Below are 13,001 nucleotides of genomic sequence, written 5' to 3' on the forward strand. Positions count from 1 at the left end.
GGGCAAAGATGTTCATTCCAACTCTAGGGCGCGGCCGGCACGATCGCGCATCGCGGCAATGGCGTTCCTCATCGGCGCATTTTGCTCGGTGTCGCTGGCGGCTGAACCAGCAAGGCCCCTCGTCGACCTCGAACTGGTCCTCGCGGTGGATGTCTCGTCCTCGATGAGCTTGTCCGAACAACGGGTCCAGCGTGATGGTTATGTCAGCGCATTCCGGCATCCGGACCTCGCTGGAGCCATAGGATCGGGCGCACGCGGCATGATCGCTGTTTCATATCTCGAATGGGCCGGGCCGAACTATCAGCGCGTCGTTCTGCCCTGGACGATCGTCGGCAGCTACGACGACGCCAAGCGGTTCGCCGACGCCCTGGCGGTCGAGCCTGTCACAGCGCAGGCAGGCACTTCCATTTCGGGCGCCCTTCTGTCAGCGGGCGACCTGTTTGCAAAGAGCCGCACCGCAGCGGCGCGCCGGATTATCGATGTATCGGGAGACGGTCCCAACAATGCCGGCCTGCCCGTCGCGCCGATACGCGACAGGCTGACAGGCTCCGGCATCACCATCAATGGACTGCCCGTCTCGCTGCCGCGCGGTGGTTCAAACGGCTTCCAATCCTTTGGCGAGCACTATCTCAATCTTTACTACGAGCGCTGTGTCATTGGCGGACCGGACTCATTCTTGATCGGAATCGACGATCTCGGGCAGTTCGAAGTCGCGATCCGCCGAAAGCTGCTCCTTGAGATCGCGGGCATGCCCGCGCGGCCCAGACTCGCGTCCTACAGCCCGGCAGGCGGCCGGATGTTCGACTGCTCTATGATCGGAACCACCGCGCGGTAACGCGCTTGTGCTGGCCTAGGGACGGAAAGCCGCTCCCCAGCTTTCCAGAAATCTAGCTCGCGGCATTGAAACGCAGGATGACGCGGTCGTCCCTGTCGGCGATGATGAGCTTGCCGGCGTCGATATGGTAGGAGGCGGCCTTGGCCAGGGCCTCGAACAGCGCCTTCTCCTGAGCCATGACCTCAGGCGCGCAGGCCATGTAGGTCGAGCCGATGTCGCTGATGGCGATCTTTTCGCCGTCCACCTTGGCGGTGGCGAAATAGGCGTTGCAGGGGCCCTTGCCGCCGGCCTTGCCGCCCTCGTCCACCCGGAACGTCGCCTGCGGGTCGGTGATGACGCCGATGCCGTCGATATATTCGACCAGCCAACTCTGCCCGAGCAGCGCATCCGCCGTTGGGTCCTGCGCCACCATCTTCAGCACGATGGTCTCAGGCTTATCGCTCAGCGGGTCGACCTGATGGCGCGTATCGGTGATGAACAGCAGCTTGTCGTCGACGGTGATGCGCGCCTGCAGCGCGTAGCTCATGTTCGGGCGGACGACCTGCTGGTCGAAGCTGATCTCGAACTTGATCGGCACCTGGCCCGCCGGCGCCACCTTGCGCTCGCCGATGATGGCGGCCGGCGCGTCGGCCAGCGACATGTCGGCAAGCTGCACCGAGAGCACGGCATTGGGCGGCAGCGCGATACGCTCGCGATACATCACCTCGCCCTTCAGCGTCGTCTCGGCGGCATCGGAGAATTCCGGCACCGCAAGTACGCCAACGACCAACGGCACCAGGCCGAAGAAGAAGAATTCAGCGATCCTGTCCAGCATGACCCAGCTCCCCTAGGTTGCGCCAGCCAACGCAGGGTCCTGCAGGATTGCGGTCAATACATGGCCACGGGGTGGATTCTAATCGGTCGGCTTCGTCATCCAGCGCTCGGCTGCCTCGTCGTCGGCCTCCTTGGCCTCGACCCAGCCACCCTCGGAAGCATCGGCATGGTGCTCCTTCTTCCAGAAGGGCGCGCGCGACTTGAGGTAATCCATGAGGAAATTCGCCGCCTCGAATGCCGCCTGCCGGTGCGCCGAAGCCGCCACCACCAGCACGATGTTCTCGCCGGGCCGGACCTTGCCGTGGCGGTGGATGACGGTCAGCCCCTGCAACGGCCAGCGCTGGACCGCCTCGGTGGCGATGCGACCGATCTCGGCCTCGGCCATGCCCGGATAGTGTTCAAGCTCGAGGGCGGCGAGCCTGCCCTGCTCGTCGCGGCAAAGACCGGAGAAGGTCACCACGGCGCCGATATCGGCACGTCCCTTGGTCAGCCCGGCGATTTCGGCGGCGACGTCGAAATCCTCGCGCTGGATGCGTATTGCAGGCACCACAGCGTCCGGCACCTCAGCCTCCTGTCATCGGCGGGAACAGCGCGATCTCGCGCGCGCCCGCGATCTTCTCGCGGTGGCCGACATGTTCCTGATTGATGGCGACGCGGATGACGTCAGGAAATTGCAGCGCGTTCTCGTATTCCTCGCCGCGCGACTTCAGCCAACGCAATAGGTCTGCCACCGTCTCGATGCCGGCTGGCAGGTCGACATCCTCTTCCGGCTTGCCGATCCGCTCGCGCACCCAGGCGAAATAGATGAGCCTGGTCGCCATCTCACTCGTCCATGATGTGCTTGAGGCCGGCGCGGAAATAATCGTAGCCGGTGTAGAGCGTCACGAGAGCTGCGATCCACAGCAGCACCAGTCCGGTCTGCGTGGTCAGCGGGAAGATCTTGTCGCCGGCGGGGCCCGCCAGCAGGAAGGCGATGGCGACCATCTGGATGGTGGTCTTCCACTTGGCGAGTTGGGTGACGGGCACGGACACCTTAAGCGCCGCCAGATATTCGCGCAGGCCAGAGACCAGGATCTCGCGGCACAGGATGATGATCGCCGCCCACAGCGACCAGCCGGCGATGCCGGCATGGCGGTCGGTGTCGGCGGCAAGAAGCAGCAGGCAGGTGGCGACCAGCAATTTGTCGGCGATCGGATCAAGCATCTTGCCGATGTTGGAGGTCTGCTGCCAGGCGCGCGCCAGATAGCCGTCGAAATAATCGGTGATGGAGGCGAGCAGGAAGATGACCAGCGCCGACCAGCGGGCGAAGTCGCTCGACTTCAGATGTCCCTCGAGAAAGAAGCACAGCACCACCAGCGGCACCGCGATGATACGGGCGTAGGTGAGGATGTTCGGCAGGTTAAACGCGCGCTGGGCCATGTCGTTTTGGGTACTCTCTCCGCTGCGTACTCAAATCAGAAGGGAATGTGGGGGGTCAACTGGTCAGATTCGATTGGTCAGGCGAAAATAGGCGCAAGAATGGTCAGCTGTCATGAAAATGGTTGTAGACCAGCTTGGCCATCTGTTCCGAAATGCCGTCGACCTTGACCAGGTCCTCGACCGCGGCGCGGCTGACGGCCTTGGCGGTGCCGAAATGCAAAAGCAGCGCGCGTTTGCGGCCGGGGCCGATGCCGGCGATCTCGTCGAGCGGACTCTTGACCATCTCTTTCTTGCGGCGGGCGCGGTGCGAGCCGATGGCGAAGCGGTGAACCTCGTCGCGCAGTCGCTGGACGAAATAGAGCACGGGGTCGCGCACCGGCAGCGAGAAAGAGTCCCTGCCCCTGACGAAGAAGCGCTCGCGGCCGGCGTCGCGGTCCTGGCCCTTGGCGATGCCGATCGCGGCGACGCGGTCCTCGATGCCGAGATCGGCGAGGATCTTGCGCACCGCCGTCATCTGGCCCTGGCCGCCGTCGATGAGGATGACGTCCGGCCAGGCCGGAAAGCCGCCATTGGCCTCGATGCCGTCCTCGCCGTCATCCTCGGCCGGTGCGCCTTCCGCCTCCTGCGGCGTGTCGCCATGCTCCTTGAGCAGGCGCGAGAACCGCCGCTCCATGACTTCGCGCATCATGCCGAAATCGTCGCCGGGCGTGATCTCGGTCGAGCGGATGTTGAACTTTCGGTACTGGTTCTTCACGAAGCCTTCCGCCCCGGCGACGACCATGGCGCCGACGGCATTGGTGCCCATGATGTGCGAGTTGTCGTAGACCTCGATGCGCACCGGTGGCTTGGCCAGGCCGAAAGTTTGCGCAAAGCCCGACAGCAGGCGCGCCTGCGTCGATGTCTCGGCCAGCCTGCGGCCGAGCGCCTCGCGCGCGTTCTGCAGCGCGTTGTCGGTCAGGTCCTTCTTCTCGCCGCGCTGTGGCACGGAGATCGACACCTTGCGGCCGGCGCGGGTCGACAGCGCCTCGGCCAGAAGTTCCTGCTCCACGACGGCGTGCGACAGCAAGATGGCGCGCGGCGTCGGCTTGTCGTCATAGAACTGCGCCAGGAACGAGCCCAGCACCTCCGCCGCCTCCAGCGCCGGGTCGGCCTTGGGGAAATAGGCGCGGTTGCCCCAGTTCTGGCCGGTGCGGAAGAAGAAGACCTGGATGCAGGTCTGGCCGCCCTCCTGGTGGACGGCGAAGACGTCGGCTTCCTCCACCGTCTGCGGGTTGATGCCCTGGTGCGCCTGCACATGCGAGAGCGCGGCCAACCGGTCGCGGTAGATGGCGGCGCGCTCGAAATCGAGCTCCTCCGAGGCCTGCTGCATGGCGGCGGAGATTTCCGTCTTCACCTTCAGACTGCGGCCGGAGAGAAAGTCCTTCGCCTCGGCGACCAGCCCGGCATAGTCCTGGTGCGATATCTCGCCGGTGCAAGGACCGGCGCAGCGCTTGATCTGGTAGAGCAGGCAGGGCCGGGTACGGTTCTCGTAAAAGGAATTGGTGCAGCTCCTCAAAAGGAAGGCACGCTGCAGCGAATTGATGGTGCGGCCGACCGCGCCGGCGGAAGCGAAGGGGCCGAAATAGTCCCCTTTTCGTGAACGCGCGCCGCGATGCTTGTAGATGCCGGGCGAGACATGGTCGCCGGTCAAGAGGATATAGGGAAACGATTTGTCGTCCCGCATCAGCACGTTGAAGCGGGGCCTGAGCCGCTTGATGAGGTTCGCCTCGAGCAGCAGCGCCTCGATCTCGGTGCGGGTGACGACAAATTCCATCGTCGCCGTCTCGCGCACCATGCGGCCGATGCGGGCGGTGTGAAAGCGCCCCTGCGCGTAGTTGGTGACGCGCTTCTTCAGGCTGCGTGCCTTGCCGACATAGAGCACGTCGCCGGCGGCGTTCATCATGCGATAGACGCCGGGCGCGTTGGGCAGCCGCTTGACGAGCGTCTGGATCACCTCGGCGCCGACCATGCCGTCGGCGTCGCCGGCATGCGGCGTCCAGTCGATCGTGGTGAAGGCAACGTCCGGTCCGGCTGTCTCCGGCTCGACGATCTCCTCGACCGACTCGTCCTCGAGGTCGAGGTCGGGCGGCAGGTCGTCGGCGTCGCCGTTTCGTTTGTGCTTCTGATCTGTGGGACTCATTCCACCATGCCTGTCACATCGGGCGTCTGCCATGCAAGGTGCTGGCCGCCGTCGAGCGCGATCATCTGGCCGGTGACCGAGCGCGCGTCCCAGAGATAGCGGATGGTAGCGCCGAATTCGGACAAATCCGGGCCGCGCTTAAGGATCAGCCCGTCGAGCTGCGCGGCGAAATCATCATCGTCCTGGCGCGCGCTCTTGAGCGTCGGGCCCGGGCCGATGGCATTGACGCGGATGCGCGGGCCGAGCGCCTGCGCCAGCATCTGGGTTTGTGTCCACAGCGTCGACTTAGACAGCGCATAGGAAAAATAGCGCGGTGTCGGCCGCCACACGCGCTGGTCGATTATGTTGACGATCAGCCCCTCCTCGCCTTGCGGCAGGGCGCGGGCGAAATTCTGCGCCAGAAGCGCCGGCGTCTTCACATGGATGGCGAAGTGGCGGTCCCAGGCCTGCCAGTCGAAATCCTCGACACGATCGTCGACGAAAAGCGAGGCATTGTTGACGAGCAACCTGACCGGCCCAAGCGCCGCCTCCGAGCGGCCGACGAGATCGCCGACGGCGTCCATGTCGGTGAGGTCGCCCGCGATCACGGCGGCGCGGCCGCCCTCGCCCCTTATGCGTTCAGCCAGCGCCTCTGCCTCGGCACCCGAGCGGTTGGCGTGGATGGCGACGGCAAAGCCATGCGCGGCCAAATCCTCGACGATCGCTTTACCGATCCGTTTTGCCCCACCCGTCACCAGCGCTGTCCCAGCGGCTTTGCTCATCTGTCAATCCTCAAATCGCCGCCTCGATTCCGGAAGCCGGCACATTATGACGGGGCAAGGGGTTAAACGCCATTTCCACCTGGGGCGGGAATGTGGCGGAACGGCCTCGTCGCAACCTTTGCGTGATCCGGATTCGCGCCGGCTGGATCGCAATATAGGACGCTGGACTCCTTGCACCAAGCCGCGTGCAGCGCAGCATGGAAGCCCTGCTGACATTTCGCTGTTGCGAAGATGCAACGTCACGGTTCAGCCTCATTCGCGCCGGGGAATGACCCAAGTTCAGGTTCGCTTCAGCCGCATTTCGACACGACATTTGGAACCGTTGAGCGCCGGGTCCGTTTATCCCCCCGGACGGGTCTTGGGGCGCTCATGAACAACAAGCCTATGTGTCCTGTGGCTTAAGGAGTAAACAACAATGCAAGCCAATCTCAAATTCGCGCCGCTCGCGGTCGCGCTCGGGCTCTTCGCCCTTAGCGGTACTGCCTTCGCGGCCGACGTCATCTCGGAAGAGCCGCCGGCGCCCGCTCCGGTTGCCGAGCTTCCCGTCGCTTCCTGGGCCGGCCCGTATCTCGGCCTGAGCGCCGGCTATGGCTTCAGCGGTCATGCCGACGTTTCCGGCGGTCCCGACATCAAGACCAAGGGCTTTGTCGGCGGCGTCTTCGGCGGCTACCAGTGGCAGCAGGAGAACTTCGTGTACGGTGCTGAAGCCGATCTCGGCTACAATGGCGTCAAGGGTTCCAGCGCCGGCGTCGAAGCCAAGGGCGGCCTGGATGGCTCGCTGCGCGCTCGCCTCGGTTATTCCGTGACGCCGGAAATCCTGCTCTACGGCACCGGCGGTCTTGCGGCCAAGAACCAGAAGATCGACGACGGCGTCTCCAGCGACAGCAAGGCGATGCTCGGCTGGACGGCCGGTGTCGGCACCGACATCAAGATCACCGATAACGTGTTTGGCCGTGTCGAGTACCGCTACACCGACTACGGCGACAAGGACTTCGACAATGTCGGCAACGTCGAGTCGAAGGACAACCGCGTCACCTTCGGCGTCGGTATGAAGTTCTAAGTCGTCCAAGCCACGACACGAAAAAGCCGGGCCTCGCGCCCGGCTTTTTTTGTGGCTGCGCGAAATGGAAGCGATCACCTCGCGGGTCGCAAATCGTCATGCGCCGGATTGATCCGCTGGCTTTTCCTGGAAGCCATCATGGGCGGGTATCGACGGCAGCCGCTCGAGCCACGTCATCCGCGAGCGCATCAAGACCTGCGCATCGGGCTGGTAGTCGTCCGGATTGGTCATGGTGGCGGCGTGCACATGGATCTCATGAGGCCATCTGTCCGAGCGGAAATAGAGTCTCGTGCCGCAGGACGGGCAGAAGCCGCGAAAGGTGTTCGGGCTGCTTTCATAGTGGCTGATCTCGCCGATCCAGCTCAGCTGCTCCGGCCGCATGCCCAGGAAGGCCGTCAACGGGGCGGACGTGGCGCGCCGGCAATCGGCGCAGTGGCAGACCAGATTGCGTGTGATGTCCCCGGAATAGGTCCAGGTGACCGCCTCGCACATACAACGTCCCGTCAGAAACGCCATCGCAATCCTCCCGCCGGCCGCGTTGCCGAGCCGGTTCACGACACCAGTCGATGCAGTGCAAGATAGGCTGCTCCATCAGCTCACATGCGCTTCTTTGCGACCTTGGCTGGCTTCGATTTCGGCGGCAGCGTCTCGACGAAGGCCAGCGCGAGATCGAGCCAGCTGTCGAGATCGGCCTCCGTCGCCGTGCCCTCAGGCGCGACGTGGACGTAGCCCTCCATCGCCCGGCCGCCCATTTCCATTGGGCGGGCATGCGGACGCGCGGCGGCGGTCTCATGCGCCGCTTTGCCGACACGCACCAGCAGTCCTCGCTTCGAGGTACCGATCAGCATGTTGCCGTTGAGCATGAAGCAGGTGCCGCCGAACATCTTCTGTTCAGTGAAGGCGCGCTGGCCGAGAGCCGCGCGCAGGCGCTCGACCATGGGGTCTGGCGCGACGCTGGTTTTGGTGACTGACTTCGCCATGCTCACCACTCCGACTTGGGGAGTATCAGGCAAGCATGGAAGTGGATGGGGTTCAAGCTAGTCTCCCCTTGGGGGAGAAAGGGAAGGCGCCTACGCCGGCACGGCCGGTTTCAGCTCCGGGAACTTCTCGTCGAAGCGTGCCGCCCAGCGGGTCAGCCGGCCGCGGCCTTTTTCCCATTTGCCGGCGAAGCGCAGCGCCAGATAGCCGAGGGTGGCGCGCAGCGCCATCTGGCCGACGGTGATCTTCTTCGGCAGCTTTGGCGGGTTGGCGTTGAGCAGGTCGAGCGCGGTGGTGATCTTCGCCCACTGGCGATCGAGCCAGGGCTGATAGACCATCTCGTCAGGCCGCGTGCGCCGCTCGTAGACCATCGACAGCGCGCAATCGCAGATACCGTCGGCCAGCGCCTCCAGCACCTCGGCCTCGAGCCGCTTGTCGGGATTGCGCGGGAACAGCGCGTTCTTCGAGGCGCGGTTGAGGTGCTGGGTGATAGCGCGGCTGTCGTAGATCGAGCGGCCGTCGTCGAGGACCAGCACGGGGATCTTGCCGAGTGGATTGGCGCCGATCAATTCGGCCGGCTTCTCCTCGGTCTTCACCGGCACGAGGTCGATGGCGATGCCGGCATAGAGCGCGGCCATGCAGACCTTCGAGCTGTAGGGAGAGGTGGAGGCGTAGAGCAGCTTCGGCATGGTCGGGTTCCTGTTTGTGTGCGCGCACTGTTGACCGATCATGGCCGGCAAGACAACGGCCAGTGTCGCGAAACCGGGCAGCCAGTGCGCCGGCAACGAATTGCCGGGGAAGCCGAACAACAAAAAAGCTCCCGGAAGTTCTGCCGATGGCAAAGTCCCGGGAGCTTTAGGGGGAGCGTCCGCTCCAGCTTCGCCAGTGGCGCCGAACTGGCGAGAGGGGTACCGACGGCACCCGCCCTCACCTGTCCTTGTCGCGAGCGAAGCTACGCGATTACTTCTTGGCGGCCGGCTTCTTTGCCGGAGCTGCCTTCTTCACTGCAGACGCCGACTTGGCGGCGGCGGCCTTCATCGGTGCCTTGGCGGCGGGCTTGGCCGCGGCCTTGGCTGCAGGCTTCTTGGCGGCAGGCTTCGCTGCTGCCTTGGCGGCGGGCTTCGCCGCTGCCTTGGCGGCGGGCTTGGCTGCGGCCTTGGCGGCGGGCTTGGCCGCGGCCTTTGCGACCGGCTTCTTGGCGGCGGGTTTCGCCGCTGCCTTCACCGGAGCCTTGGCGGCTGCCTTCGGCGCTGCCTTCTTCACTGCAGGTTTCGCGGCAGCCTTCGGTGCCGCTTTCTTTGCCGGCGCTTTCGCCGCCGGCGCCTTGCTTGTCGTCTTTGCCATGCGATGCCCCTTGCGTTTTGCCGGCGATCGTCAGTGATCCGGCATGCTCATGCATATCTGACTCGCGGCTTTCTAGCCAGCGAAGCATTACACTGAATTTCGCAGATTAAATTTCTGTTACGGCGAAAGCATGCTCGCAATGATCGGCACAAAAGTCCGCGGAGATTCTTCGTAGCTCGCCGCGAACTTCCGCGAGAGAAATTGAAGCCACGCGACTCATGCGATCTTCTGGTCAAGCGCGGGAACTCTTGCAATGGCGGTGCTCGAGCGAGCTCACGCGAAGGGCTGTCGTATCGGCTTGCTTGATAGAGCGACTGCAGAACAACTCAAAACTTAATGCGAGCTTGTAGCTCATATATATTCAGGCCCGATCTAAGTAGCGGGGAAGCAGCATTCGCTGCTGGACAGCGTTCTTCACTGTGCCGCCGACTTTCGTCACTCGGCAAGCCAAACCGTTGGCTTTCCGTCCGCTGCGCGGACCGCTCCGCAACCCTCACTTTGGTAGAGATCGGCCGTTGCGCCGGCTTTCGTCAGTCGCCAATGCTGCAGGATTGAATGGCGCGCGAAGGAATGCCGTGTCTTCCGCCCCGCGCAGCCGCTTTTCCCTTGAAATATAAAGGCTTTCGGGCCGTCACAGCCCGGCCGGCTCTGACACCAACTGCAGCCTTCGCGACGGCTCGGTCCGATGGAGATGGGCGGCAAATGTGTCCCAGGGCGGAGTGACGGCGATTTGCGCGAGGATGCGGCCGATCTCGCCGCGATGATAGCCGCCGTGGATGACGACATGGGTCAGCATTTCCTGGCGCGACATCATCGCCTTGTCACCATCGGTGAAGATGAACGGGACGAGCTCCGCCAGAAGTTGCGGCGTAACCGCATCGAGATAGTCGCGATACCAGCGGTCCATCGCTTCGACATCGGCGCGCAGCGCATCGAGCGACGGCGTGTCCTCGGTGTTGTCGGAAACATGGCCGTGGCGCGTGCCGGAAAGATGCGCGGCGAATATCTTCGACACGACGAGATTGTGATTGAGCAGACGGATCGCTGCGTGGCGCTCGCTTGCGTGCGCTTGCGCAAGGTCTGCGAGACTTTCAAGCAGCTCGGCGTTGGCCCAGGCCTGATAGTCGAAGAGGCTGCGAAGCAGGGAAAGCGCGCACATCGCCGTTGTTCCTTTTTGTGAAAATGTGAGTATCTTGTTTATATTCTCGCGAGGCGGAACAAACATGTCTACTCGCATTGCCAAGCCGCGCATGCGCATGCGCAAGGTGCCGCGCCAGGCGCGTTCACGGGCGACCGTCGAAGCGATCATTGAGGCGGGTGCTCATGTTCTGAGCGAGCTCGGATGGGCAGGCTTCACCACCAACAAAGTGGCCGAGACGGCCGGCGTCAGCATCGGCTCGCTCTATCAATATTTTCCAGACAAGCTGTCGCTGCTCGAAGCGATCCGGCGCCGCCATTTCGATCAGGTGCTGTCGGTGATCGCCGAATCAGCCGAAGGCGGCAAGCCGCTCAGGCGATTCGCGCAGGAGCTGGTGCGCGGCATGATCGAGGCGCACAGCATCCATCCGACGCTGCATCAGGTGCTGCTCGACGAGGCGCCGGGCGATCGCGGCTCACGCGCCGCGCATGCCTCGTTCCAGACCCGCTATCTCGAACACTACACGGCCGCCGTGGCGCAGTACCGCATGCGCCGGAAAGATGTCGAGACGATCGCGCGCGTGCTGTCCTCGGCGGTCGAGGGCGTGATCCACAATGCGGCGCGACGGGACATGCTGGATGCGCCGGAACTGCGCAAGCAACTCGTCGAGCTGATCTGCGCCTATCTTTCCGGCGCGCGGACAGGATAGCCGCGCCTAGCGCAGCACGCGGCAGCGGCCGTTGTAGACCATCCAGCGGTCGAAGCCCGAGACGCAGAATTCGACATTGTCGCCGATCGATGCGAAGCCCTGGCCCTCCTCGATCAGGTACCAGATCGTACGGGCGCGGCCGTCGGACAGGCTGACCGTGGCGCCGCAATAGCGGCGGCCGATCGGCCATTCCTCGCTGGCCGGCAGGTAGCGGTGCTGGTGGATGCGGCTGAAATCGGTGATCGCGACATCCGGCAGATGCGGGACGTGGCGCACCTGATAGGCGAAACGGTTGGTGATCTTGTTCAGCACCCAGGCCTCACCGCAGACGCCGCTGTCCTCGTCGGAATAGACGGCGAGGTCGGCGGCATGCGCCGCCTGGGTGAAGCCAAGCGATGTGCCAAGCGGCGTGCAGAGCGAGATCAGCGCGGCAAGAGCGGAACGAGCGAAGCGAGTCATGGCAGCCTCTCGAGATCGATTGTGCACACTGTGCGGATTCGCTTGGCGGCGGTCAAGCGATTGCGACGGCAATGGTTTCCGAGGCGTGGCCACCGGCATCGGCGGCCGATCCCAGCCGGCGCAGGCCATCCCATCCGCTCGCGCCAACGGGCTGGGTGGAAGCCAAGCCGCGCGGTCAATGCCCTACTCGCCCGCCAGCCAGTCCAGCGTCCAGCGCGACGGCTGCGCGACTGCCGTCACCTTGTGCAGGGCCGGCAGCAGGATCCGCAACTCGCCTTCCAGCGTGAACGGCGGATTGACCACTACCATGCCGCTGCCGTCGAGGCTGGGCTCAGTTGATGCCGGCCGGATCTCGAAGCCGATGTCGAGCAGTTTCGGGATGCCCGTCTCCTTCAGCGCCGCCCTGAACGCCGCGACCGCCTTGCGGTCCTTGATCGGATACCAGAGCGCGTAGATGCCGCCCGGCCAGCGCCGGTGCGCTCTCGACAGCCCGTCGACGATGCGGGAGAACTCCCCTCCCTCCTCGAAGGGCGGATCGACGAGCACGAGGCCCCGCTTCTCCTTCGGCGGCAGATGCGCGCCGAGCGCCAGCCAGCCGTCGAGCTCGATCACCCTTGTCTGGAAATCGCCGGCGAAGACCGCCTTCAGCCGCTCCGCGTCGTGCGGATGCAGTTCGATCGCCGTCAGCCGGTCCTGTTTGCGCAGCAGGTGCCTGGCGATCAGAGGCGAGCCGGGATAGTTCTTCACCCCGCCCTCGGGGTTCAGGGCACGAACGGCCTCGAGATAGGGCGCCAGCAGGGCGGTGACCTTGGCATCCAGATCCGCGTCGACCAGCCGGCCGATGCCGCCCAGCCATTCGCCGGTCTTCTGCGCTTCCACCGACGATAGGTCGTAGCGGCCGATGCCGGCATGGGTGTCGATGACGCGGAAGGCCTTGTCCTTCTGCTTCAGATAGTCGAGCAGACGCGTCAGCACGACATGCTTGACGACATCGGCGAAGTTGCCGGCGTGGTAGGCGTGGCGGTAGTTCATGCCGCCCTCAGTTCGACGAGCCGCCGCGGCCCCAGCGCGGCGGTGGCGGCTGCGAGTTGGGGTTCTGTGGCCTGCCGCCGCGACCGCCGAACGCGAAGGAAAACACCAGCCCGATCAGCCCGACGCCCATCACCGCGTAGCCGACCGGCCGTGCCCGCTCGTCGATGGCGCCGGCTTCTGCGCGCAGCACGAGATCGACCGCCCGGATCGGGATACCCTCGGCATCGCCCGGACCGAAGGTAAAGAGATAGGGGCCGGGGCTGACCGCCTGGAT

General features: G+C 64.5%; 16 protein-coding genes and 1 pseudogene. 3 read left to right on the forward strand and 14 right to left on the reverse strand.

The genetic code is table 11. The features are described from left to right. Positions 1-58: 58 nt before the first annotated feature. Positions 59-835 carry a DUF1194 domain-containing protein gene (locus EN742_RS02070; protein ID WP_189347876.1) on the forward strand — a complete coding sequence of 259 codons (777 nt, stop codon included), beginning with the start codon at positions 59-61 and terminating at the stop codon, positions 833-835. A 52-nt stretch (positions 836-887) separates the two neighbouring features. Here EN742_RS02070 and EN742_RS02075 read toward each other — a convergent pair whose 3' ends face one another. The 6 genes from EN742_RS02075 to EN742_RS02100 all read right to left on the reverse strand — a co-directional run bounded on the left by EN742_RS02075 (position 888) and on the right by EN742_RS02100 (position 6,007). After that, positions 888-1,649, reverse strand: coding sequence for a YbaY family lipoprotein (locus EN742_RS02075; protein WP_128332358.1), 762 nt, complete (start codon positions 1,647-1,649; stop codon positions 888-890). A 78-nt stretch (positions 1,650-1,727) separates the two neighbouring features. Further along, positions 1,728-2,210 carry a molybdenum cofactor biosynthesis protein MoaE gene (locus EN742_RS02080; protein ID WP_127405305.1) on the reverse strand — a complete coding sequence of 161 codons (483 nt, stop codon included), beginning with the start codon at positions 2,208-2,210 and terminating at the stop codon, positions 1,728-1,730. A 1-nt stretch (position 2,211) separates the two neighbouring features. After that, a complete protein-coding gene (gene moaD, locus EN742_RS02085; RefSeq protein ID WP_127405306.1) occupies positions 2,212-2,469 on the reverse strand; it encodes a molybdopterin converting factor subunit 1 in 258 nt (85 codons plus the stop codon). Position 2,470: 1 nt separating this feature from the next. Continuing rightward, a complete protein-coding gene (pgsA, locus tag EN742_RS02090; RefSeq protein WP_126055601.1) occupies positions 2,471-3,067 on the reverse strand; it encodes a CDP-diacylglycerol--glycerol-3-phosphate 3-phosphatidyltransferase in 597 nt (198 codons plus the stop codon). Positions 3,068-3,170: 103 nt separating this feature from the next. Continuing rightward, complete coding sequence (gene uvrC, locus EN742_RS02095; protein WP_127405307.1) at positions 3,171-5,246, reverse strand: excinuclease ABC subunit UvrC; 2,076 nt, start codon at positions 5,244-5,246, stop codon at positions 3,171-3,173. Then, positions 5,243-6,007 carry an SDR family oxidoreductase gene (locus EN742_RS02100; RefSeq protein ID WP_127405308.1) on the reverse strand — a complete coding sequence of 255 codons (765 nt, stop codon included), beginning with the start codon at positions 6,005-6,007 and terminating at the stop codon, positions 5,243-5,245. Before EN742_RS02100 ends, uvrC begins: the two co-directional genes overlap by 4 nt. 415 nt (positions 6,008-6,422) lie before the next feature. Between EN742_RS02100 and EN742_RS02105 the strand changes: the two genes are divergently transcribed. Next, on the forward strand, positions 6,423-7,067 hold the full coding sequence (locus tag EN742_RS02105) for an outer membrane protein (RefSeq protein WP_126055603.1): 645 nt from the start codon (positions 6,423-6,425) through the stop codon (positions 7,065-7,067). A 96-nt stretch (positions 7,068-7,163) separates the two neighbouring features. Here the strand turns inward: EN742_RS02105 and EN742_RS02110 are convergent, their stop codons facing one another. The 5 genes from EN742_RS02110 to EN742_RS02130 form a co-directional block, all read right to left on the reverse strand. Then, positions 7,164-7,583, reverse strand: coding sequence for a GFA family protein (locus EN742_RS02110; protein ID WP_127405309.1), 420 nt, complete (start codon positions 7,581-7,583; stop codon positions 7,164-7,166). Between the two features lie 80 nt (positions 7,584-7,663). Beyond that, positions 7,664-8,047: a TfoX/Sxy family protein gene (locus tag EN742_RS02115; RefSeq protein WP_245455526.1), complete on the reverse strand. Its 384-nt coding sequence runs from the start codon at positions 8,045-8,047 to the stop codon at positions 7,664-7,666. Between the two features lie 90 nt (positions 8,048-8,137). Continuing rightward, positions 8,138-8,734, reverse strand: coding sequence for a glutathione S-transferase family protein (locus EN742_RS02120; RefSeq protein ID WP_128332359.1), 597 nt, complete (start codon positions 8,732-8,734; stop codon positions 8,138-8,140). Positions 8,735-9,005: 271 nt separating this feature from the next. Further along, positions 9,006-9,389 (reverse strand): histone, encoded by a 384-nt coding sequence (locus EN742_RS02125; RefSeq protein WP_127406497.1) that lies wholly within the window; start codon positions 9,387-9,389, stop codon positions 9,006-9,008. A gap of 631 nt (positions 9,390-10,020) precedes the next feature. Further along, positions 10,021-10,548, reverse strand: a complete 528-nt coding sequence (locus EN742_RS02130; protein WP_127406496.1) for a DinB family protein — start codon at positions 10,546-10,548, stop codon at positions 10,021-10,023. A 97-nt stretch (positions 10,549-10,645) separates the two neighbouring features. Between EN742_RS02130 and EN742_RS02135 the strand changes: the two genes are divergently transcribed. Then, entirely contained in the window at positions 10,646-11,236 is a 591-nt protein-coding gene (locus EN742_RS02135) for a TetR/AcrR family transcriptional regulator (RefSeq protein WP_128332360.1), read from the forward strand. A gap of 6 nt (positions 11,237-11,242) precedes the next feature. Here EN742_RS02135 and EN742_RS02140 read toward each other — a convergent pair whose 3' ends face one another. From EN742_RS02140 to EN742_RS02150, 3 genes and pseudogenes are all read right to left on the reverse strand, one after another. Further along, complete coding sequence (locus EN742_RS02140; protein WP_127406495.1) at positions 11,243-11,695, reverse strand: hypothetical protein; 453 nt, start codon at positions 11,693-11,695, stop codon at positions 11,243-11,245. A 183-nt stretch (positions 11,696-11,878) separates the two neighbouring features. Beyond that, positions 11,879-12,727 (reverse strand): 23S rRNA (adenine(2030)-N(6))-methyltransferase RlmJ, encoded by an 849-nt coding sequence (locus EN742_RS02145; RefSeq protein WP_127406494.1) that lies wholly within the window; start codon positions 12,725-12,727, stop codon positions 11,879-11,881. 7 nt (positions 12,728-12,734) lie between these two features. Then, positions 12,735-13,001: pseudogene (locus EN742_RS02150) on the reverse strand (hypothetical protein); the annotation flags it as partial.

Origin of the sequence: Mesorhizobium sp. M4A.F.Ca.ET.020.02.1.1, assembly GCF_004022645.1 — a bacterium.
Lineage (GTDB): Bacteria > Pseudomonadota > Alphaproteobacteria > Rhizobiales > Rhizobiaceae > Mesorhizobium.

What these genes read in the sequence shown, in the direction of transcription:
- EN742_RS02070 (WP_189347876.1), top strand. Translation starts at nt 59, where the DNA reads ATGGCGTTCCTCATCGGCGCATTTTGCTCGGTGTCGCTGGCGGCTGAA.
- EN742_RS02075 (WP_128332358.1), bottom strand. Translation starts at nt 1,649, where the DNA reads ATGCTGGACAGGATCGCTGAATTCTTCTTCTTCGGCCTGGTGCCGTTG.
- moaD (WP_127405306.1), bottom strand. Translation starts at nt 2,469, where the DNA reads ATGGCGACCAGGCTCATCTATTTCGCCTGGGTGCGCGAGCGGATCGGC.
- pgsA (WP_126055601.1), bottom strand. Translation starts at nt 3,067, where the DNA reads ATGGCCCAGCGCGCGTTTAACCTGCCGAACATCCTCACCTACGCCCGT.
- uvrC (WP_127405307.1), bottom strand. Translation starts at nt 5,246, where the DNA reads ATGAGTCCCACAGATCAGAAGCACAAACGAAACGGCGACGCCGACGAC.
- EN742_RS02100 (WP_127405308.1), bottom strand. Translation starts at nt 6,007, where the DNA reads ATGAGCAAAGCCGCTGGGACAGCGCTGGTGACGGGTGGGGCAAAACGG.
- EN742_RS02105 (WP_126055603.1), top strand. Translation starts at nt 6,423, where the DNA reads ATGCAAGCCAATCTCAAATTCGCGCCGCTCGCGGTCGCGCTCGGGCTC.
- EN742_RS02110 (WP_127405309.1), bottom strand. Translation starts at nt 7,583, where the DNA reads ATGGCGTTTCTGACGGGACGTTGTATGTGCGAGGCGGTCACCTGGACC.
- EN742_RS02115 (WP_245455526.1), bottom strand. Translation starts at nt 8,047, where the DNA reads ATGGCGAAGTCAGTCACCAAAACCAGCGTCGCGCCAGACCCCATGGTC.
- EN742_RS02120 (WP_128332359.1), bottom strand. Translation starts at nt 8,734, where the DNA reads ATGCCGAAGCTGCTCTACGCCTCCACCTCTCCCTACAGCTCGAAGGTC.
- EN742_RS02125 (WP_127406497.1), bottom strand. Translation starts at nt 9,389, where the DNA reads ATGGCAAAGACGACAAGCAAGGCGCCGGCGGCGAAAGCGCCGGCAAAG.
- EN742_RS02130 (WP_127406496.1), bottom strand. Translation starts at nt 10,548, where the DNA reads ATGTGCGCGCTTTCCCTGCTTCGCAGCCTCTTCGACTATCAGGCCTGG.
- EN742_RS02135 (WP_128332360.1), top strand. Translation starts at nt 10,646, where the DNA reads ATGCGCAAGGTGCCGCGCCAGGCGCGTTCACGGGCGACCGTCGAAGCG.
- EN742_RS02140 (WP_127406495.1), bottom strand. Translation starts at nt 11,695, where the DNA reads ATGACTCGCTTCGCTCGTTCCGCTCTTGCCGCGCTGATCTCGCTCTGC.
- EN742_RS02145 (WP_127406494.1), bottom strand. Translation starts at nt 12,727, where the DNA reads ATGAACTACCGCCACGCCTACCACGCCGGCAACTTCGCCGATGTCGTC.